Source organism: Microcoleus sp. BM001215392 (assembly GCF_036700185.1).
Lineage (GTDB): Bacteria > Cyanobacteriota > Cyanobacteriia > Cyanobacteriales > Microcoleaceae > Microcoleus.
Genome location: NZ_JAUBOJ010000059.1, coordinates 4,389 through 24,723, shown reverse-complemented (window position 1 = coordinate 24,723; position 20,335 = coordinate 4,389). Strand labels below are relative to the sequence as shown.

Genomic DNA, 20,335 nt, shown 5'->3' with positions numbered 1-20,335 from the left:
ATGATACTACCGTTGCTTACTACTGCTTACAAACTTAATGAAGTTTTATAATACTCTGCCTTAATATGTAAATAATCAAGAAAACGGTTGAAACCGCTGCCGACTTGGACTCGTGTCTGAAGCCAGGGGCTTGCGTCTCGTTTTTCGGTCAAGCGCTTGTGGGTGAGGGGAAATTAGTATTGGGCCGGTACAAGTCAACCGGGCGCAGGGGAGGAGCTATGCCGTTGGTCTTGGTTGTGGTAGGGTCTGCCTGGTAAACTTGGATACGATCGCGCCCTGCATCTTTGGCGACGTACAGCGCTCGATCGGCTGCGGCAATCAGAATCGAGGGTGGGGATTCAGATGCAGGAACTACACTCGCTACGCCCAGACTGACAGTGACGTACTGGCTCACCTGAGAACCACCGTGAGGAAGCTGCAAAGCGGAGATTTTGAGTTGTATGTGTTCGGCTACGAGTACGGCGCCTTGAATCGCGGTATTCGGCAAAATCACGGCAAATTCTTCGCCTCCGTAGCGAGCTACTAAATCAGCGGGGCGATTGATTGCATTGCCGATCGCCCCGGCGACTTGCCGCAAACATTCGTCTCCCCCTGGGTGGCCGTAGGTATCGTTATAACTTTTAAAAGAATCAATATCGCACAGAATCAGGGATAGAGGCGTTTGTTCCCGGGCTTGTCTGCGCCACTCCATTTCTAAATACTGATCGAAGCGGCGGCGGTTTGCTAGCTGCGTGAGTTCGTCTAAAGTTGCCAAGCGTTCTAACTTGAGGTTGGCTGCTTGTAACTGCTGGTAGAGTTCTGCTTGCTTGATGGCGATCGCCAACTGGGCCGCCAGATTCGACAGCAACTCGACTTCCAACTGCATCCACTGGCGGGGACTGCACTGGTGCGCCATCAGCAACCCCCACAAGTCCTCCCCTTGCACTAGCGGTACTACCAAGTAAGCTCTCACCTCAAATTCTGCCAGCAAGTCAATTTGATCTTGCGGTAAATCGGCTGCTGAGACATCGGCGATCGGTCGGATCGCCCGATGTTGGTACGCTTCGATATAGAAATCGTCACAACAGAAATTTTCCAGGGTTTCTCCCAGCATCGGCCGACAATTGAGTGCTACAGATTCCACTGTCACCGCCCCCGTGGCGGGTGCGGCGCAGAGACTCCCCGTACAGGGGTTGAAGCGGACAATCATCACTCGATCGGCTTGAAGAAACTGGCGTACTTCGTTGACAGTCGTGCTGAGCACTTCGCCCAAATCCAGAGATTGGCGAATGTGCTGAGTAATTGTCGCCATCAGCAGTTCCCGTTCGTTTTGCTGCCGCAGCGCCTCTTCTGCGCGCTTGTACTCGGTAATATCTTGAGCGGTGCCAAAAATTTGTTTTGGCTCTCCGGAGGCTGTGCGGGCGAACACTTGATCGCGACAGCGAAACCAGCGCCATTCGTCCGATCGGTGTTTGAGCCGATAATCCAACTCCAAGATATGTCCGTCTAGGGCCGAGGTAAATTTTTGCAGGTGCGCCGACACTCTTTCTAAATCTTCTGGGTAGACCAAACTCGAGTACAAAGCAGTTTGCATCTGTAAAATTTCTTCCGGAGTGTAGCCCAGCAATTTAGAAGCTTGACCGTTGACGTAGACGTTGCGCCCTTGTGTGAAGTCGTAAATGTAAAGCAAATAAGGGGCTGCGTCAGCAATCTGCTGGATGAAATGCTGGCTCTCGCGCAATTCTTCCTCCACCCGCTGGCGCACTTTCACTTCTTCCAAGGCCTGATCGCGCATCGTGCGGTAAGCTTGGATGCGGTGAGTGAGGTCGGTTACGTCTTGGATCACCAACAGCGCGTAAAAAGATTGGAAGTTTGCTCCCACAAAGCCGTAAGGCGATGAACTCCGAAAGTTTGCGGGTTGCTCGGCATCAAAACCTTCTGCTTGTCGCACCATAGCTTCTGGTTCCAACTCTAAAGTCGATCGAATCAAGCCAACAATTTCCCATGCAGCAGGGCCCGGTGAAAGTGCAGGCACAGCCGTCACCGTAGTTTGCTGGATGCGCTGCTGACCGTCTTGCCAAGTTGCCGGAATCAAGTGCTTGTGAATTTGAGAAGAAAAAATTGTTGGCGGGCCTCCTGCAAAGATTTGCTGGAAGCGATTTGCGTACTTGAGCTGGCTCAGGTGAGGAAAATGAGTTGTGATCTTGGTTCCCAACATTTGCTCGCGCCCAATTTTCGTCCAGTCTTCGAGACAGGTATTCCAAAACAGCACCACAAAATCATCTCGCAACAGGCACGCGCCCACTGGTACGCTGTCTAGAACTCCAAACTTTTCCTCAATAGTTTTGCTCTCCTCGATCATAGACCCCCGGCAAGTTGATTGATCGCAGTCAACAAGGCGTCAAAGGAACTGACATTGAAAATGAGGATGATATCTCCTTGAATGTGAAGCTTTTCAATAATGAAGCGGGTCTGGGCTAATAACACAACTGTATCAGCAGACAAACCGCCAGATGTCAGTAAAGTGGCGATCGTCCCTTCGGTATAATTGGGAATTGAGTAGTTCAGCCGCTGCTGAAGTACGTTGCTGATGGCACCCATGACCCCATTGATTACAATATTTCCCACTTCACTCAGGGTACCAATTTTCACTGAATCTAGGTCGTGAGTTCCGACTTCTTCCCCTGTCAGCATCGTCACCAGCATGGCCGCGCTGTTGGTAGGAAAGACTAGCTGGGCAATACCGCCAAAGGAACCAGTAAATTTGAGCTGGACGGCGGCGATTTGTTCGCCGTTGAGGTGCTGCTCTAATTCTGCTTGCACGTCCGCTGGAGACAGGATTTGGAGGTAGGGGATTTGCAAGCGAATGGGAGATTCGATCATGTCGTTCAAAATCCCTGCTGCTTGACCGATCCCGATGTTGACGAGTTCCTGCAAAGCATCGAGCTGTCGAGCACTTAATTTCATGGGGCGCTCTCCTCGCTGGCACTGAGAGCTTTTTTGATCCACCCGATCAGTTCGTCTGAGTTGGGCATTTTGTGAATGACTGCCAGGGCTCCAAGTTCCATGCACTCTGATTTGGTGGTGGATTGAATGTCTGCGGTTATGACGATGACTGGAATTTTATATTCTCTATCGCGCATGGCTTGCAGGACTTCCCGACCTTCCATTTCTGGCATCAGCAAATCTAAGAGCATACAGTTTGGGGTTTTAGTGGCCAGCAGTTCCAGAGCTTCCGGGCCGCTCGATGCTTCCCAAGTCTCGTATCCTTCTGCTCGCAGGATTTTGCAGATTACCCTGCGAGTCAGCCACGAATCTTCGACAACGAGAATTGATGTCACTACGTTCTCCTCCTTCAATTGTTTAGTAGGAACCGGCGCTGCACGTACTACTTTTATCTTGACAGTAGTTTAAACTGTTAGCACAGCGTGCGATCGATATCTAGCCGAATTCCTGTTCTTAAAAACTAACGCATTAAGGTGTTCGATAGTTTAGTATCTTTGACCATCAGAAGAAAAAACCCGGTTTCTCAATGAAACCAGGTTTGCGGGATCTGCTGTATTTCTCGTAACATCGGCGCTCAATTATAAATTACCAAACGCTTCCTGAGAGACTCTACTCGCCCTTTAGCCGTGGCATTCTCAGGATCGTAGGTGAGAGCTTGTTCGTATATTTCCAAGGCTTGAGCTGTTAATTTCTTGCGCTCGTAGGCATGACCCAGGTTGTTGAGAGATGTAACGTATTGTGGCTGCAACTTTAAGGCTTCTTTGTACTGGCGGATCGCGATGTCGTACTGTTCTTGGCCGAAGTGCGCAAAACCCAGGGCGTTGTAAAGAACAGCTAGATCTTCTTCGCCTTCTAACTCTTTGCTTTTCAGGGCTTTTTGAAATAGTACGATCGCCTGGGAGTAAAGTTTCTTGTCTACGTAGATACTTCCCAATTCGTAGTATTCCTCTACAGTTCCTTTTTCTGTAGTCAGTTTATTTTCTAAGCGTTCCAGAGACATTTCGATCTTGCGAGTTTTGAGAATCTGGCGCACAATAAACCAGGAAGTGCTGCCTAGTATAGTCAGCAGGACTGATATGTAAATAACCAGCAATTTAGTATCCATGTTTTTTTTAAATTAGGTGGTCTGTGGAAGGTTTTATTTATTTTAATGCACTAGCAATCCTTGAGATTTGCCTATGCAACGGTATAAAAAGCACGAAAATGGCGATCGACTAATTATATCGCTATTTCCAAAAAAACAAGAATCCAGAAGTAAGAACAAAGAAGGAAACTTGGTCTAAATCTCCTAAATTGATCGGGAGTTTTCCTTCTCTGGCAGATAGTTAAATCTTTCTTACCTCTGCTTTCTTCATTATCAAGCCCGATCGAGCTTTCACACGGAGGCTCGATTGGCCATTTCCACGACTTTACCGAAGGTTGCCGGGTCAATGATTGCCATTTGTGCCAGCATTTTGCGGTTGATTTCGATATTTGCCTTCTTCATGTTGCCGATCAATCTGCTGTAGCTCGTGCCGTGTTGGCGCGATGCAGCATTGATCCGAGCAATCCACAGGCGGCGGAAATCGCGTTTGCGTTTTTTGCGATCGCGATAACCGTTACGCAGAGCCTGCATCACCCGTTGGTTAGCTGTGCGGAACTGTTTGGACTGTGCGCCTCGGAATCCCTTGGCTAATTTGAGAATTTTTTTGCGGCGCGCTCTGGCGACATTACCGCGTTTTACCCGTGTCATCGTTGATTACCGTTAAACTTTACAAGTATGGAAGCATTAACCGCACGTTACCGTCGTTGGTTTCGTCAATGACGACCAATTTAGACAAGCGACTTTTGCGAGCTGAACTTTTGTGAGAGAGCAAGTGGCTTTTGTAAGCTTTGCGACGCACAATTTTACCTGTGCCGGTCGCTCTAAAGCGCTTTGCGGCTGCTTTGCGAGTTTTGAGTTTGGGCATGGACTGGTGTTATTTGGACACAAGCTATAACGGTATCACGTTTGTGGTACTTTCTGCAAGCTGGATTTGCGTGCTGGATTTGCGGGATGGGCGATCGGTTACGATCGGGGCATAGGGAGCGTGAAAATGATGAAAACAGTTCTAATTACAGGTACTTCAAGTGGAATCGGTAAGGCGACGACTGAGAAACTACTTGAGGATGGCTACTGCGTATACGCATCTGCACGAAGCATCGATAAATTGAAACACCTAGAAGCCAGAGGTGCAAAAATTATTGAATTGGATGTCACTCAAGACGGATCGATGAAATCGGGAGTCGATCGTATCATTCGTGAATGTGGCAGACTCGACATCTTAATCAACAATGCTGGATACGGTTCTTACGGTGCTCTAGAAGATATTCCGATGGAAGAGGCAAGAAATCAATTTGAAATCAATGTTTTTGGACTGGGAAGGCTGACACAGTTAGTGCTCCCACAGATGCGCGAACAGTCGTTTGGAAAAATTGTCAATATTACATCTGTGGGCGGCAAAATCTACGAACCGCTTGGAAGTTGGTATCACGCCAGCAAGTTTGCTGTGGAAGGACTCAGTGATTGTCTTAGACTTGAACTTGAACCTTTTGGGATTGACGTAATCATTGTTGAACCGGGACCAATTAGAACGGAATGGGGTTCGATTGCGATCGAAAAATTGATACGGATATCCGGTCATACTGCCTATGCAAAGGCGGCTCAAACTGGAGCAAAATTATTAGCGCTCAGCAATGATGAGAAGGTTGCTTCTGAACCCGAAGTGATTGCAAATACAATATCAAAAGCCCTCAAAGCAGAGAAACCGAAAGCACGATATGCAGCAGGAAGTGGAGCTAAGTTCTTCGTTACATTTCGCAAGTTTGCGAGTGACGCTATGATGGATCGCTTTATGCGATTCATCATAAAACAAGCAGCATCACGGCAGTAGGAAGGTGCATCTGAGCCAATCGTACTGAAATCGATGCTTATATGGAGGCAGAAGAAGCAGATTTGATGCGATGCTTCAACCGCTACAGTCTAAAGATCCTGATTTGTACAACAAATTAATCGCAAAAATGATATAGAGGACACGGCAGCGCCGTTTCCCTACCGAAAATAATATTGTAGGGAAACGGCACTGCCGTGTCCTGATTTCTTAAAGCCGATCGCCCTAACCATCGCGAACCATCCAAACCAACATCCCCAGCAACGGTTCCACAGGCGGCACATGATAGTCATTGAGGTCAATTGTCAGAGTTTTTGCCTCCAACTTCAAAAATCTCCAAACAGTACCGCTGCTGACACTTCCGTAGATTGTGCCGATCGCAATATTGTTGATTTCATTAAACTTTTGAGCCGCCACCATTTCGGCCGCGCACTGTCCCAATCCTACTTTTAAATCGGCTTTTTTCGCTTCAACAATTACAATTGCTGGTGCTTCGATTAATATTTGTTCGGGAGAGCGACTGATTAAAAAATCGCAAACTCCGCTCAATCCCAATTCCGGCTCTACGGTAAAATCTTCTCCCGAAAATAGACTCACTTGCCGCTGTAAAATCTTGCGGACTTCGACTAAAATAGGACTAATAATCAGTTCCGAGCGCGCTTTTTCTGAACCCGTCGCTGTAGCGAGCGGCAATCCTTCAATTAGCGATTCAGTCAAATATACACTAGGCTCGATGGGTTCGGTTGGTGGCAAAAATCGGCCTGCTTCTACTGTTGTTAAGCCAAAATCTCGTTTAGCTTTTTTGAGTGTGAATTCGCTGTAGGACATTGAAAATTACCGATTTTATTGATATGATTTTATGAATAGTTCAACAAAGGTAGGGTGCGCAATGCGCACATTTCTGGTTAAATTGAAAAATCATGGCATACAGCGATTTTACACTGCGAAAGGTCAAGCAAAGCTTCGGATTGACCGCAGTTGAAGGCGGGCGCTTTTTGCCGGAACTCGAACCGATCGCCCCTAGTGCCATTTTAGCAGGTTTGTTGGCAGATACAGTGCCTTGGGCGATCGCCGTAGGAACCGAAAAAGCTAAATCAGAACTAATTATCGCTCCCGCACTTTTGGAAGTCAAACGGTTGCTGAACCGTCAAATTAGCGTATTTTCTGGCACTGATTTCACAGTCGATACCGCAGCGGGATTAAACGGAGTTTGCGATTTTTTAATCAGCCGCTCTCCTGAACAATTTGAAATAGAAGCACCAGCCATTGTGTTAGTAGAAGCGAAACGAGATAATATTAACAGCGGTTTGGGGCAGTGCATCGCTGAAATGGTGGCGGCTCAAAGATTTAATGAAATTAACAATAACCCAATTCCGATTATTTACGGTTCAGTAACTACCGGCACTGCTTGGAGATTTATGAAACTCGAAGGGCAAGTTGTTACTATTGATGTCAGTGATTATCCGTTTCCTCCTGTCGAGACAATTTTGTCGATGCTTGTCTGGATGGTACGGGAAGGTTGAGAAGAAGTCAGTAGTCAGTAGTCAGTAGTCATTGGTCATTAGTCATTAGTCAGCAGTTAGCATTGAGTAGTCAGTATTTATTTGTTATTTGCGATCGAAACTCATAATCAGTAACCCATTCGCAATTCGCAATTCGCAATTCGCAATTCCCAATGCCCAATGCCCAATGCCCAATGCCCAATAAAAAAAATAGGCTAGCCATATTTCATAGCGCCTATCTCAATCAATATTTTAATGGCTCCCCGCAACGCCGTCTTACCTCAGCTTTTGACCTGGTATTTTACCAGGTGGGCACCGTTGGCTCGGACTTAAAGTTTCTGGGTACAAGCCCAGTTTACTGCTGTCCAAACATCTTGATTCCCGAGAGTTAAGAGTTATAGATCAAAAAAACATTATTGGCAGTCACCAACGTCGCAGTAGAACCTTTATTTAATATATACCAACTAACCAGATTTTGGCAAGCTCCGAGCAATTTAAGTTGAATACCAGATGGATTCTACGGTTTGAGCGATCGCACTAGCCGACTTTCCTTCATTCTCCCCCAAGTCCCCGTCGAACAGGACAGTAACGTGACCCAGTTTCCGGCCCGGACGGGATACTTTCTTACCATACCAATGTACAAAAGCACCACTGATTTGTGCCAGTTGTTTTCGTTTTTCTAAATAATCGGACTCCGCCGACTCGTAACCCAGCAAATTTACCATCACAGCACCTGCACATTTGAGATCGCAATTGCCTAAAGGCCGTTGACAAACCGCGCGCAAATGCTGTTCAAATTGTGAAGTTTCGCAAGCATCGATAGTGAAATGTCCCGAGTTGTGGGTGCGGGGGGCAATTTCATTGACTAACAGCTTATTGTCGGCGGTTAAAAATAATTCAATGCCGAATACGCCGACAGCTTCCAAGCTGTTGAGCAGAGTGCGGGCGATCGCCTCAGCTTCACTTTTGACATCTAAACTAACATCCGCAGGGGCAATCGCTAGGCGACAAACCTGATTTTGCTGCTGAGTTTCGACGATCGGGTAAATCGCTATTTCCCCAGTTGCCGATCGCGCCGCAATCACAGCCAACTCGCGATCGAACGGCACAAACTCTTCCACTAGCAAAGACTGGCCTTTAAGTGTAGCGCTAATTGACTCCAAACTCTCGCGATCCTTAACAATAAAAGTACCTTGGCCGTCGTAACCGTGGCGGCGAACTTTGACGACAAAGGGAAAATCTCTCGGCCCAGAATCCGAGTTTTGTTCTATGTGTCTGCTGTCGGAAACAGAAATTGCCGGATTGTCGATCGCCACTTCTCCCGAGCAGGGTGCATCCCCCACACCCTGCGATCTAATTTGCCTTCCAGGGGATTCGGGTAACGAATCTAAGTGCAATTGGGCCAGATCCTCCGGCGCCCAAAACCTGGGAGTTGGCAAATCCAAATCTTGTAAATAACAGCGCTGCACGTACTTATCTAACAAAGGAGAAAGGGACGACAAGCTCGGCAAAAATAACACACCTTGCTGTTCGAGAATACGCAAACCATCCAAATCCACAAACTCATTTTCAAAAGTAACAACATCGCAGCCATCTGCCAAATGAGCCGTAGCCAAAACATCATCAACAGCAGCCAAAACAGCACCCGCAGCAACAGAAACAGCCGGGTCAGTAGCATGAGGAGTTTGCACCACCAATTCAATACCCAGCGCCCTAGCAGCATCCCCCATCATCCCTGCTAGCTGGCCGCCGCCAACCACGCCCACCCGCTTAAATTTGGCAGAGGAACTTGCAGCGGTTTGATTTGATTTCATATGAGTAAAAATCCGCAAAGTCAACCAACCTATTTTACCGCTATTTGTACCACAATTAATGACATTAATTGCCCAGTCAACAGCGAAAAAATAGTTTTAATTGCAGGATTAAATCGAGACCGAACCTCGAAAAAATTGGCGGCGAAAGTCTTTAATTATTGCACGCTCCGAGGCGTTGGGAAAAAGCGATCGAGCCTGACTCATCGAGAAAAGTGCCACATCTAGCAATTCCGTCGCGCCAAGCATGGCATAATTGAGGGCACTGCAACAAGCAGACAGGTGCAAAGACGGAAAATCAGCCATTCAGAGAACAAAAGTTATAGGTGAGGATGCTGTGAAAGTTTTGGTTGTGGGGAACGGAGGTCGCGAACACGCGATCGCCAAAAAATTGCTAGAATCTACGCGGGTTAAACAAGTATTCTGCGTACCGGGTAACGGCGGCACAGCTAGCACAAAAGGCTGTCAAAATCTGTCGCTCAACATCGACGACTTCCAAGGTATCGAACGCTTTGTGATGGTCAACAACATCGGATTAGTGATTGTCGGCCCAGAATTGCCGCTATCGCTAGGCATCGTTGACTACTTCCAACAGCGAAAACTGATGATTTTCGGCCCCAACAAAGCCGGCGCCCAAATAGAATCCAGCAAATCTTGGGCCAAAGAATTGATGCTCTCTTCAGGCATCCCAACACCCAAAGCTGCCGTATTTACAGGCGCAGAAGCAGCTAAAGCATACGTTGTGGAACAAGGAGCGCCCATAGTTATCAAAGCAGACGGACTCGCATCAGGCAAAGGAGTCACCGTTGCCACCACCGTCAAAATGGCTCACAGCGCCATCAACACCATTTTCCGAGGGGAGTTCGGCACCGACAACATCCGAGTCGTAGTCGAAGAATTTGTAACTGGTCAAGAAGTCTCGATTCTCGCCCTCACGGATGGCATTACCGTAGAACCCCTGCTGCCGGCCCAAGACCACAAAGCCATCGGCGAAGGCGACAAGGGAGCAAACACAGGCGGTATGGGAGCCTACGCCCCGGCGCCAATTGTTACCCCAGAACTCATGGAGAGGATTCAAGCAGAAATTCTCGAACCTACCCTCGCAGCGCTGCAAAAACGCAACATCGACTACCGGGGCGTCCTCTACGCAGGTTTAATGATTAACAGCGAAGGAGAACCCACAGTATTAGAATTTAACTGTCGTTTCGGAGATCCCGAAACTCAAGCCGTTTTGTCCCTCTTGGAAACTCCCTTAGAAGATTTGGTGTTCGCTTGCTGTCAGCAGCGTCTCGGTGAATATTCTAATATTCGTTGGAAGTCGGGGGCTTCTGTTTGCGTAGTTTTGGCTTCTGGGGGCTATCCGGGAAATTACCAAAAAGGCAAAGTTATTACAGGTATCGAGGAAGCCGAAGCCAAAGGTGCAGACGTGTTTCACGCCGGCACTCAGTTGAAGCAGCAGCAATTGGTTACTGACGGCGGCCGCGTTTTGGGCGTCACAGCTACGGGTGAAACTTTGGAACAAGCTATTTCCAAAGCTTATGCAGCAGTTGATTGCATCCAATTTGAAGGGGTATACTCCCGCCGCGATATCGGCCGTCGGGCTTTGGCAGAAAAAAATTAGGAATTTCGACATCGCCCGCCACTGGCAAGCCAAGCAATCTGAAATTAGAAGTGTAACAATGAAGTTTGGCACATCTGCGGTGGCGGTAACCCAGAAGTCGCAGCACAAAATTCGATCGACCAAAAACTCTATTAAGCAAATCTACCTAATTAAACGTACAATACGGATCGCTAAAAAAAATTCTGTGTATATCTTCTTCTTTCCTTCTTCCTGATGACTAATGACTAATTACCAATCACCAATGACCACCCAACGACCGACTTCGGCTACGGGGGGACAAGTCGCTCGGGGGGGCTAAAACGACCATTGACGAATGACGAATGACTTCTACTTAATCTTGCTTTTAATATTGAACTGGTGAAATGCTGGCCATACTAAACAAAATCGGAGAAATTATTGCCCGCTGGTGGTCTGATTTTACCCTCCAGACCCGCCTGATGGCCGGTGCTACCCTCGTAGTGTCGTTAATTATGAGTGGCCTGACATTCTGGGCCGTGAATACTATCCAGCTAGACGCTCGACTTAACGATACTCGCTACGGTCGCGACCTCGGCCTGCTGTTGGCGGCAAATGTGGCGCCGCTGATTGCCAAAAACGATCGCTCCGAAGTTGCCCGTTTTTCCCGCCAATTTTACAGCAGCACATCCAGCGTCCGCTATATGCTGTACGCCGACGAAGCAGGAGATATTTTCCTGGGGATACCCTTCTCCGAATCCGAAGTCCGTACTTCCCTGACGCTGCGCCGCCAAATTAAACTCCCTGATAATTTTATCGCCGATATTGAAGCGAGAAATTTGACTTCTTTGCCTTTGGTGCGGCAGCACTTGACACCAGACGGAGAAGTTACCGACGTATTTGTGCCGCTAATTCACGAGGACAAATATTTAGGTGTTTTGGCGATCGGCATTAACCCAAATCCCGCAGCAGTTATCTCTTCAAATCTGACAAGGGATGTCACTTTAGCAGTATTTGTCACCATTTGGGTGATGGTAATTTTGGGCGCTGTATTTAATGCCCTAACAATTACTCACCCGATCAAACAATTAGTCTTAGGGGTCAAAAATATCGCTGGCGGGAATTTTAAGCAGCGAGTTGACCTGCCTTTAGGGGGAGAATTGGGCGAGTTGATCGGCAGTTTTAACGAAATGGCCCAGAAACTAGAAAGTTATGAAGAACAAAATATAGAAGAGTTGACAGCCGAAAAAGCCAAGCTAGAAACTTTGGTTTCAACTATTGCTGACGGGGCGCTGTTGCTGGATGCTAATTTGCAAGTGATTTTGGTCAACCCAACAGGTCTGCGGATTTTTGGCTGGGAAGGTAAAAACGCCCTCGGAGTCAACGTCGTCAACATTTTACCCGCGGAAGTGCAGCGGGAGCTAGCAAGACCTCTGCACGAAATAGCAGCGGGCGATCGCGAAGGAGGCGAATTTCGCATTACTCTGAGCGAACCTGTCAACCGTACAATTCGGATTCTGCTAACCACGGTAATTCTTCACAAAGCCCCGGGCGCCGAACCCCTGTGCAAAAGCTGCGTGCGTGAAGAGGAAAATACCTGCACCGAGTCGCAACGCCCGATGGCGATCGAGTGTACTTTCTACGAGCAAACATCCAAACATCAAGGTTCCGGACAGTACCGGGAAAGTCTCAAAGGCATTGCGATGACAGTACAAGACATCACTCGCGAAGTCGAACTAAATGAGGCAAAAAGCAATTTTATCAGCAATGTTTCTCACGAATTGAGAACGCCTTTATTTAATATAAAATCTTTTATTGAAACTCTCTACGAATACGGAGAAGACTTGCAAGAAAGCGAGCGCCGGGAATTCCTAGAAATCGCCAATCGAGAAACCGATCGCCTCACCCGTTTAGTCAACGACGTGCTAGACTTGTCGCGCCTAGAATCCTGCCGAATTTATCAATTAGACGCAGTTGACCTGCCACAAGCAGTGGAACAAACCCTGCGGACTTATCAGTTAAATGCCAAAGATAAAGGCATCGAATTAGAGCAAGAAGTTGACCCGTGTTTGCCACCTGCGTTAGGTCATTACGATTTGCTGCTGCAAGTATTTGCAAATTTAGTCGGAAACGCCTTAAAATTTACCGAGTCTGGCGGCAAGGTAGCAATTCGAGCGTATTTGCTAGAATCGCAAGCGCCCGCCCGCGAAGAGGGCGCATCCGGGAACCACAACTTGTCACCGAATTACAACCATTTTCCCGTGGTGCGGATCGAAATTTCTGATACTGGGATTGGCATAGATCCCGAAGACCAACAAGCAATTTTCGATCGCTTTTTCCGGGTAGAAAACCGAGTTCACACTTTAGAAGGAACCGGATTAGGTCTTTCGATTGTCAGAAACATTATTGACAAGCACCACACTAAAATTAATTTAGTTAGCGAAGTTAACGCGGGTACGACTTTCTGGTTCGACTTGGCGGTTTATCAGCCTAAACAAACACTAGAGATGGAAAATGCTTGGTCGGTGGAAGCACAGGTGGAGAGTGAAACAATTTCGAGTCATGTTAACTAAACAAAAGTTACCCACAGCCTTCTCCCCCTAGCATAGGCCAGTAAATCCCTCGTAATTGCATTTGTTAATCCCATGGTTGTGTAAATTATAGTTTTGTTATCTCCCGTCAATTACCCGCAATAAAACTAATCTTATGGGACTGGAGACTCAAAAGTACGCGCGTGCGAAGCCCCAACCGTAGGGAATCGCACTGAAACATCCTGACAGTGGGAAATCACAAAATCCTAACATCGTCAGTATTGACTATCCCTAGCATTCGTGTCCCAACTCAACTTTACCGATAAAACTACATAAAAACACCAATAAGTACCAATCGCCAAAAATCCCCCCTCTGTCAAATTAGTCATTAGCATAAACGTTAATAGATACAAAGGCAAAGCTGACTCGGGAAAATCTTCTTTAATCAGGCACTTGATACCTCTAAATATATTATTAATAAATGATAAAAAGAACAACGACAATCCGCCCCAACCCAGTTCGCAAAGTATATCAATAAAACCATTGTGAGAGTGGGGCGGCACAAAACCAGATTTAATGTCTATAATGCCGTAAGCTGGGTCTTCCAATCCCCGCGAAGATTGCCAAAATCCCGCCATTCCATAACCAAATATGGGACTTTTCTCATTAATGCGATCGATAATTAAAGGCCAAAAATTTGTCCTCCCGGTTAAAGTCATATCTTTTTTTAAACCATCCACAACAATAGCCTCTAAATTATTTAACACTATAATACTAATACATATACTGCCTACCAAAAATAAAATAAAGCAGAAAAAAGCCCACCTGATAGGCAATCTTTTTAACAAAGACAAATAAACCCAAAAACTGATTAATATCACCGTCAGAATTCTACTAGCACCACTACAACCTTTTTGCAATCCTATTAAAGCTATGAGAGTTATCAATAATGAAAAATATCGATATTTCTTTTCTTTGACCGCATATAAAATCCATAAAGAAGCAGTGTTAGCCATTTGAAAAGAAAAAGGATTTTTATGGCTTAAAATTCCCGTCCAGCAGCCGTCTGACGAGGGATTTTTTTGGACTACTCCCCACACAGCTAATAAACAACTCAGCCATCTCAACAATCCATAAATTTCGGCCCAACTGTATTGTTTTCCTACATAGATAGAAACCAGGGTGATGCCCCAGAGAGTCAAAACAGCCCGAAAACTCAGTTCGGGAGTTTGTGACCACAAGGGAGATAAAGTCATCATCAACAAAAACAAACAAAAAAAACTATCTCCTACAATCCATTTTATACAGGCATTAACGAAATTTTTGGTAGTTTTATTTAATCGAGGAAATAAAAGTAGAATCATGCCGGAATAAATGACAAGTTGACCGACAATAGTTGGTGCTGTGGTTTGTGAGTTCAAAAAAATGCTAGGATGGATTTTCTGAAAAATCTGGGGCGTAACTCCAGAGCTACTGGTGATACTAAAAAAGAGTATGCCCACAAAAATTTTTTCTAATCTGGCAGCAAATTTGCGATCGCGGGCAACTAAAATATAAACAGTTATAAAAGCCATCGCCGCGACACACAACAGCATAAACGCAAACATCGGAACCTTTAAAATTTCTTTCATCACTTTACCTCGACAGTCAAATTTGTTGCTACGGATCGAATTACCGATCCTTGCTGCTTGACACCTGCGACTCGCTGCGACCAAAGCTGGTGTTGCTTTGGCTTCCCTTCAACCAAACTCGCTCAGTCCAGCTTACTCACAATAAGCATTAATACTGACTGCGCTCTCAGTGGTGGAGACAATATGAAAATTGAGATTTACGATCGCAGCTTAGTAGAGAAGATATAATTTTTGCCGGGAGACTCTAAAGCTTAGGTACGATTAGAACCAGAGAACTAGATGAGTCAGACATTAATTATTTAGGTACAAATAGATGTTTCCTAAGTAACAAAATATAAAGCTGTCACAACCAAAAGCGAATTAATCAGTTACCCTAGCAATGACTATATATATTTTCGGGCTGCTCTACTTGCACGGGCAGTCAAAAGCCAGTGAAACATTAGCAATCGGTTTCTGGATCGGAAAGCAATTGCTGTGGGGACGGTCGCTTTACATTGTGTTACTTAAGCACAAAAAAATATTTACGCCTATTTACGTACCTTTTAAGATAGTATACTACCAGAAGGCAGACGATTTGTGTTCGGACAGAGATGGCTACGGACTCAGGGTGTTTTTTTTGTTCTAGTTACTTCTAGTTTGGCTGTTGCGAACCTGCACAAAAGCGCGATCGCACAAGTCAATGCTCCTAAGGTTCAGACTACTTCCTAATACTACTTCTTAAATAAACAAATTATCAGTGCTGGTGTTCTCAAACAAAGTAACGCTAACTCTAATAGATTTGTCGAAATAATTTGGCTAACTTCTCATCTTTCTAGCTCGCAGGTTCAAGTACAATGAATTTAAATCAAAGAATTGGCGGTCAAACCAACCCACTTATTCAAAACAATGATAGATTTATACTGATAGCTTGAAAAAATGCAGCGATCGCGACAAAATTAACACTGCTATTTGGTAAAACTATCGTTTTTACTAAATAAATAAGATTTGTACCTTTGATCGATCAATAATCAACAAAAAATCACCTTTGTGTTATGGATAAAAAACAGTTTCCTTTCTCCAAAAATGACATAAACGGTCACTATCTGTCTGGCTCTTCCACTAATTACCTAGCTAGTAACCCAGAAGACGATGACCAAGTTCTTGATATGAACTGGGTACTGGCTGTACTCAAACGTCGCGCCCTGGTGATGGTCGCGGTAGCTGCAACTATAGCTGCTATGACTGGTAGTTTAATTCTATTGAATGCGAAAAAAATGATTTCTGAGTACGAAGGAAAATGTACTGTTTTAGTAGAACCTGTTACATCTGACGATCAGCTACTAAAGCTCTATGTCCAAGCTCAGAATAATAGTTTAGGTCTGACAGAATTGAGCAAAATTAAATCTTCTGCACAAGACAATTACTCTGTTGACTATCAAAGTTTAACGCGGGTTCTAAAAAGCCCGGAAGTGCTAGCACCGTTGTTTTACAGTTTGCAAAAAAAATATCCCAAATTAGATTACAATAAACTTTACAACCAATTAAATATTCAGCGAATTACCTTCGTGCAAGATGGCAAGGAGGCGGGAACTAAATTATTGGAAATTAGTTACCGCGATCGAGACTCAATACGCATCAAAGATGTACTTGAAGAAACTTTAAAATATTACCTAGAATATATGACAAAAGAGCGCTTGAAGTTGAACAATCGAGGTCTTGATTTTATCAACAAGCAAGTCCCCGAAATGCAACAAAAAGTAAATAAATTGCAAAACGAATTGCAAACATTAAGAACCAAGTATAATTTTAATCAGCCAGATGTAGGTAGTCGCCTTCTATCCGATCAGATAAATAACTTAGCTAATCAGCTCGTAGAAGTGGAATCACAGCTAGCACAAAACAAGCAACTGTATGAAACCTACGAACAACGATCTGTCAGAGGCGATAATCGTTGGATTGTTGAGATTAGCCCTAAGGCTTATGAAAGTTTAATGGGGAGAGTAAATGATATAGAGTCGCAAGTAGCTTTAAACTCTACACAATATTATGAAGATAGCCTTCCCATAAAATCTTTGCGGAAAAAACAACAAAGTTTGCGTGATTTAATGCAAAGAGAAGCTAAATCTGTTTTGTTTCAGATGAATGCACAGATACAACAGTTGCAATCTCGCCAGCGGGTGCTGTATAACAACCAAAAACTCCTGAAAGACAAACTAATTTTAATGCCGGACGCTCAACGTCGCTATGAAGACATACAATTAGAACTAGAAATAGCTCGAGATAATCTTAAACTGTTCCTAGGGAAACAAAAAACTTTACAGCTAGACAGCGGTCAAATTAATGACTCTTGGAAAGTTCTATCTAAGCCAGAATTAGTCAGAGACGAGAGTGGTGCTCCCAATGTAGTAAAACCAAAACCAACCAAGCGCCACTTAGCGATCGCATTCGTGATTAGCAGTTTGCTCGGTCTTGCTGTAGGTTTCCTAGTAGAAGTTTTGCATACTGTTTTCCATACTCCCGAAGAAATTAGATCGGCAACGAAATGTCCGCTGTTGGGTGTAATACCGATCGCCAAAGCAATGAAAATCAAATCTCGTCGAGGCGCAATGGCTGCTGCTAAATTCACTAGCGTAAGTTCCACGACTAACAGCCCCACCATAAGACGAATCATAGCGTCAAATGACAAAAACTTCCCTTTGACAGAAGCCTTTCACTACTTATACACAAACATTCAGTTATTAAGTGCCCAAGAGCCGATAAATTCTTTAACAATTACTTCGACCGTGAAAGGTGAGGGTAAGTCCACGGTAGCAGTTTATTTAGCTAAGACTGCTTCGGCTGTGGGTAAACGAGTATTACTGGTAGACGCTAATATGCGATCGCCTCAACTGCACGCATACCTTAACATCTCAAATGCTAGAGGTTTAAGTAATACTTTGACCTCTGATTTAAGTGTAAATGAGGTCATTCAGCAAGTCCCAGACGATGAAAATCTTTTTGTGCTTACCGCTGGTACGATCCCTCCCGATCCAATTAAATTACTTTCTTCCAGAAAGATGCACTATTTAATGGAACAATTCCTAACGTTATTTGATTTAGTAATTTACGATACGCCTGCTTTAATTGGTTTAGCTGACGGTCATTTATTAGCTTCTCAAACTAACGGTACCGTACTGATAGTAAAAATAGAAGCAACTAATCGCGAGCTGATAAACAAAGCCCTATATCAACTAAACATCGCAGATTTTAAAGTATTTGGAGTAGTAGCTAATGGGGTCAAAATATAATGAAAGGGAGTTAGATAATTGCCGGAAAGTGTCAGACAATTTGGGAGTTAAAGTTTTCAGTTTGTAGTGCGCCCGAAACTCCGCTCTCATGTTGCGGACTTGCGCGGGCACCATCGATCCAATCTTATTGGATTCGATCGCCCACGCTCTAAAATGCCCGATCGGTAAATCAACCTAATTAAACGTAAAACATCGCTGTGTTAGAGCCCCGACTTCTTAAAAAAGTCGGGGTAGCAATTAGATCGAGACTTAAGAAACAGTCTTTCTAGCGCGTTCCGATCGCTCTTCTGCGGTATCCATGACATCCGCCATTTTATCGACCATTTCCCCTGGATAATTTTCGAGTACCCGAGTAGAAAGCGAAATGCGGCCGCGACTTTCATCGAGGTCAAGCACCACGGCCTTCAGGGGTTGGCCAGGAGTAAAAACTTGTCCGAGGTTCTCAATATATTTTTGGCTGACTTGCTTGATATGAAGCAAACCGCTAACTCCTTCCAAGTCCACAAACACGCCAAAAGGCTTGATACTGCTGACTGTTCCTTCTACTAATTGACCTATTTGCAACTGACTGAAGGCATTCGATTGAGCGGCCATCCGTTGGGAAAGCACGAGTTTTTCTCGCTCGCGATCGACCTCCAAGAAATTCACCGTCAAAGATTGACCAATCAGCGATTCTATGTTATCGCGTTGGGCTAAGTGCGATCGGGGAATAAAACCGCGCATTCCCTCAACATCCACCGTCACGCCGCCCTTATTCGCCCCAGAAACCCGAACCTGAAGCACTTTACCAGTTTCCTGCAAAGCCACCAAATCTTCCCAAGCTTGCTGAATTTGTAACTGTTTCAGAGACAGAGTAACTTGACCGTCTGCATCTTGTTCGCGGATAATTAAAAATTCCCGTTCCTCGTCTAGCGGAACCACTTCCGACAAATCCGTTACCGTTCTCAAAGCAGCCTCTTCGATCGGCAAAAAAGCCGAAGACTTGCCGCCGATATCAACATACGCGCCATTTGAGTCATACTCGAACACTTTGCCGCGCACTACTTGTCCCTTCTGGAACTCATAATTGTGCTGTTCGAGGGCTTTAGCAAAATCATCCATTGAAAAAGATGCTTTTGCGCTTTGAGAACCTGTAGATTTGGAATTCATGTCAGTTTAGTTGTCAGTTATCAGTAAATTAGTTGTCAGTTGTCAGTTGTCAGTTGACAGTTGTCAGTTGTCAGTTGTTGAAGCAAGAAGGAAGATATTCCCCCACTCTCCCACTCTCCCCCTCTCCTCCTCTCTCTCCTCTATCTCATCTTCCACTCTCTAAGCTGGTTGAAGTTCGTGTTGAAATAGCTGCTTCACCTGCACCCACGATTCGGCTGCTGCGGTAGCGTCGAAACTGCCGCGATGGTCGCAGAAAAAGCCATGCTCCGCATTGTACTGGAAAATTTGGTGAGGAATTCTGTGTTTTTCCAATTCTGCTGCAATTTGGTCAACTTGTTCTTTGGGAATGCTAGCGTCTTGAGTGCCGTAAAAGGCGTAGAGAGTGCCTTTAATGTCCGCTGTGCGATCGAGCGTGGGAGATCCGCCCCCGGGAGTGAGAGTGGCGATACCGGCCCCGTAGAACGACGCTGTAGCCTTGATTTCGGGCAAAGTCGCCGCGAGGTAGGCGACGTGTCCGCCAAAGCAGAAACCGATACAGCCAAAACCTTGCTGCTTGACAGATGGTAAAGTTTTGAGGTAATCGATGGCGGCTTGGATGTCGCTCAGCAGTTGGGATGCGGTAGTTTGTTCTTTGTATTCTCTGCCGATTTTAATATCTTCGGGCGTGTAGCCGGTTTCAAAGCCGGAGGCTTGGCGCTGGTAAATGGCTGGGGCGATCGCCACATATCCTTCCTTTGCTATTCTTTCTGTAACTTCGCGGATGTGTGCGTTAACGCCAAAGATTTCTTGAATCACGATAACAGCGGGAAATTGCCCTGTTGTGGCGGGTTGGGCTAGGTAAGCCGCGATTTGCAAATCTCCGTTGGGAATTGTGACCTTAGCTGTGCGAATTTCTGGGTTAGGCATAGTTAATTTTAGTACAATTATATTTCATTGGTGAATGAGATTTTTTTTAACGAACCGCGAAGGCGCCAA

At 45.4% G+C, this 20,335-nt stretch carries 17 protein-coding genes and 1 other RNA gene; 6 read left to right on the top strand and 12 right to left on the bottom strand.

The window, feature by feature from the left end; all coding sequences use genetic code 11:
* Window positions 1-148: 148 nt before the first annotated feature.
* The 6 genes from QT974_RS09570 to rpmI all read right to left on the bottom strand — a co-directional run bounded on the left by QT974_RS09570 (window position 149) and on the right by rpmI (window position 4,934).
* On the bottom strand, window positions 149-2,341 hold the full coding sequence (locus QT974_RS09570) for a sensor domain-containing diguanylate cyclase (protein WP_333468270.1): 2,193 nt from the start codon (window positions 2,339-2,341) through the stop codon (window positions 149-151).
* Window positions 2,338-2,946 (bottom strand): chemotaxis protein CheC, encoded by a 609-nt coding sequence (locus tag QT974_RS09565; RefSeq protein ID WP_333468269.1) that lies wholly within the window; start codon window positions 2,944-2,946, stop codon window positions 2,338-2,340. Before QT974_RS09565 ends, QT974_RS09570 begins: the two co-directional genes overlap by 4 nt.
* Entirely contained in the window at window positions 2,943-3,320 is a 378-nt protein-coding gene (locus QT974_RS09560) for a response regulator (protein ID WP_333468268.1), read from the bottom strand. The genes QT974_RS09565 and QT974_RS09560 overlap by 4 nt, the downstream gene beginning before the upstream one ends.
* Window positions 3,321-3,559: 239 nt before the next feature.
* Window positions 3,560-4,090 (bottom strand): tetratricopeptide repeat protein, encoded by a 531-nt coding sequence (locus QT974_RS09555; RefSeq protein ID WP_333468267.1) that lies wholly within the window; start codon window positions 4,088-4,090, stop codon window positions 3,560-3,562.
* 270 nt (window positions 4,091-4,360) lie between these two features.
* A complete protein-coding gene (rplT, locus tag QT974_RS09550) occupies window positions 4,361-4,717 on the bottom strand; it encodes a 50S ribosomal protein L20 (protein WP_333468266.1) in 357 nt (118 codons plus the stop codon).
* A 19-nt stretch (window positions 4,718-4,736) separates the two neighbouring features.
* Window positions 4,737-4,934, bottom strand: a complete 198-nt coding sequence (rpmI, locus tag QT974_RS09545; RefSeq protein ID WP_332992762.1) for a 50S ribosomal protein L35 — start codon at window positions 4,932-4,934, stop codon at window positions 4,737-4,739.
* Window positions 4,935-5,060: 126 nt separating this feature from the next.
* Between rpmI and QT974_RS09540 the strand changes: the two genes are divergently transcribed.
* A complete protein-coding gene (locus QT974_RS09540; protein WP_333468265.1) occupies window positions 5,061-5,897 on the top strand; it encodes an oxidoreductase in 837 nt (278 codons plus the stop codon).
* Between the two features lie 222 nt (window positions 5,898-6,119).
* Here QT974_RS09540 and QT974_RS09535 read toward each other — a convergent pair whose 3' ends face one another.
* Complete coding sequence (locus QT974_RS09535) at window positions 6,120-6,722, bottom strand: hypothetical protein (protein WP_333468264.1); 603 nt, start codon at window positions 6,720-6,722, stop codon at window positions 6,120-6,122.
* A 92-nt stretch (window positions 6,723-6,814) separates the two neighbouring features.
* Here QT974_RS09535 and QT974_RS09530 point away from each other — a divergent pair, with 92 nt between their 5' ends.
* Complete coding sequence (locus QT974_RS09530; protein ID WP_333468263.1) at window positions 6,815-7,417, top strand: hypothetical protein; 603 nt, start codon at window positions 6,815-6,817, stop codon at window positions 7,415-7,417.
* Window positions 7,418-7,652: 235 nt separating this feature from the next.
* Here the strand turns inward: QT974_RS09530 and ssrS are convergent.
* Both ssrS and QT974_RS09520 read right to left on the bottom strand, forming a co-directional pair.
* Window positions 7,653-7,840, bottom strand: a non-coding RNA gene (gene ssrS, locus QT974_RS09525) — 6S RNA.
* A 50-nt stretch (window positions 7,841-7,890) separates the two neighbouring features.
* Window positions 7,891-9,210 carry a 5-(carboxyamino)imidazole ribonucleotide synthase gene (locus QT974_RS09520; RefSeq protein WP_333468262.1) on the bottom strand — a complete coding sequence of 440 codons (1,320 nt, stop codon included), beginning with the start codon at window positions 9,208-9,210 and terminating at the stop codon, window positions 7,891-7,893.
* A 334-nt stretch (window positions 9,211-9,544) separates the two neighbouring features.
* Here QT974_RS09520 and purD point away from each other — a divergent pair, with 334 nt between their 5' ends.
* On the top strand, window positions 9,545-10,828 hold the full coding sequence (gene purD, locus QT974_RS09515; protein ID WP_333468271.1) for a phosphoribosylamine--glycine ligase: 1,284 nt from the start codon (window positions 9,545-9,547) through the stop codon (window positions 10,826-10,828).
* Between the two features lie 362 nt (window positions 10,829-11,190).
* Window positions 11,191-13,356 (top strand): ATP-binding protein, encoded by a 2,166-nt coding sequence (locus QT974_RS09510; protein ID WP_333468261.1) that lies wholly within the window; start codon window positions 11,191-11,193, stop codon window positions 13,354-13,356.
* Window positions 13,357-13,589: 233 nt separating this feature from the next.
* Here QT974_RS09510 and QT974_RS09505 read toward each other — a convergent pair whose 3' ends face one another.
* Window positions 13,590-14,945, bottom strand: coding sequence for an O-antigen ligase family protein (locus QT974_RS09505; RefSeq protein WP_333468260.1), 1,356 nt, complete (start codon window positions 14,943-14,945; stop codon window positions 13,590-13,592).
* Window positions 14,946-15,324: 379 nt separating this feature from the next.
* On the opposite strand from QT974_RS09505, the gene QT974_RS09500 reads away from it, so the two are divergent.
* Window positions 15,325-15,570, top strand: coding sequence for a hypothetical protein (locus QT974_RS09500; protein WP_333468259.1), 246 nt, complete (start codon window positions 15,325-15,327; stop codon window positions 15,568-15,570).
* 406 nt (window positions 15,571-15,976) lie between these two features.
* Window positions 15,977-18,211 (top strand): GumC family protein, encoded by a 2,235-nt coding sequence (locus QT974_RS09495; RefSeq protein ID WP_333468258.1) that lies wholly within the window; start codon window positions 15,977-15,979, stop codon window positions 18,209-18,211.
* Between the two features lie 249 nt (window positions 18,212-18,460).
* Here QT974_RS09495 and QT974_RS09490 read toward each other — a convergent pair whose 3' ends face one another.
* A complete protein-coding gene (locus QT974_RS09490) occupies window positions 18,461-19,360 on the bottom strand; it encodes a S1 RNA-binding domain-containing protein (RefSeq protein ID WP_333468257.1) in 900 nt (299 codons plus the stop codon).
* Between the two features lie 159 nt (window positions 19,361-19,519).
* Window positions 19,520-20,266, bottom strand: coding sequence for a dienelactone hydrolase family protein (locus QT974_RS09485; protein ID WP_333468256.1), 747 nt, complete (start codon window positions 20,264-20,266; stop codon window positions 19,520-19,522).
* Window positions 20,267-20,335 lie beyond the last annotated feature (69 nt).

Excerpts from the sequence above, each read along its gene's own strand:
- rpmI (WP_332992762.1), bottom strand. The coding sequence starts at position 4,934 with ATGCCCAAACTCAAAACTCGCAAAGCAGCCGCAAAGCGCTTTAGAGCG.
- QT974_RS09535 (WP_333468264.1), bottom strand. The coding sequence starts at position 6,722 with ATGTCCTACAGCGAATTCACACTCAAAAAAGCTAAACGAGATTTTGGC.
- QT974_RS09495 (WP_333468258.1), top strand. The coding sequence starts at position 15,977 with ATGGATAAAAAACAGTTTCCTTTCTCCAAAAATGACATAAACGGTCAC.
- rplT (WP_333468266.1), bottom strand. The coding sequence starts at position 4,717 with ATGACACGGGTAAAACGCGGTAATGTCGCCAGAGCGCGCCGCAAAAAA.
- QT974_RS09490 (WP_333468257.1), bottom strand. The coding sequence starts at position 19,360 with ATGAATTCCAAATCTACAGGTTCTCAAAGCGCAAAAGCATCTTTTTCA.
- QT974_RS09520 (WP_333468262.1), bottom strand. The coding sequence starts at position 9,210 with ATGAAATCAAATCAAACCGCTGCAAGTTCCTCTGCCAAATTTAAGCGG.
- QT974_RS09485 (WP_333468256.1), bottom strand. The coding sequence starts at position 20,266 with ATGCCTAACCCAGAAATTCGCACAGCTAAGGTCACAATTCCCAACGGA.
- QT974_RS09555 (WP_333468267.1), bottom strand. The coding sequence starts at position 4,090 with ATGGATACTAAATTGCTGGTTATTTACATATCAGTCCTGCTGACTATA.
- QT974_RS09510 (WP_333468261.1), top strand. The coding sequence starts at position 11,191 with ATGCTGGCCATACTAAACAAAATCGGAGAAATTATTGCCCGCTGGTGG.
- QT974_RS09500 (WP_333468259.1), top strand. The coding sequence starts at position 15,325 with ATGACTATATATATTTTCGGGCTGCTCTACTTGCACGGGCAGTCAAAA.
- QT974_RS09505 (WP_333468260.1), bottom strand. The coding sequence starts at position 14,945 with ATGAAAGAAATTTTAAAGGTTCCGATGTTTGCGTTTATGCTGTTGTGT.
- QT974_RS09570 (WP_333468270.1), bottom strand. The coding sequence starts at position 2,341 with ATGATCGAGGAGAGCAAAACTATTGAGGAAAAGTTTGGAGTTCTAGAC.
- QT974_RS09540 (WP_333468265.1), top strand. The coding sequence starts at position 5,061 with ATGATGAAAACAGTTCTAATTACAGGTACTTCAAGTGGAATCGGTAAG.
- QT974_RS09530 (WP_333468263.1), top strand. The coding sequence starts at position 6,815 with ATGGCATACAGCGATTTTACACTGCGAAAGGTCAAGCAAAGCTTCGGA.
- QT974_RS09565 (WP_333468269.1), bottom strand. The coding sequence starts at position 2,946 with ATGAAATTAAGTGCTCGACAGCTCGATGCTTTGCAGGAACTCGTCAAC.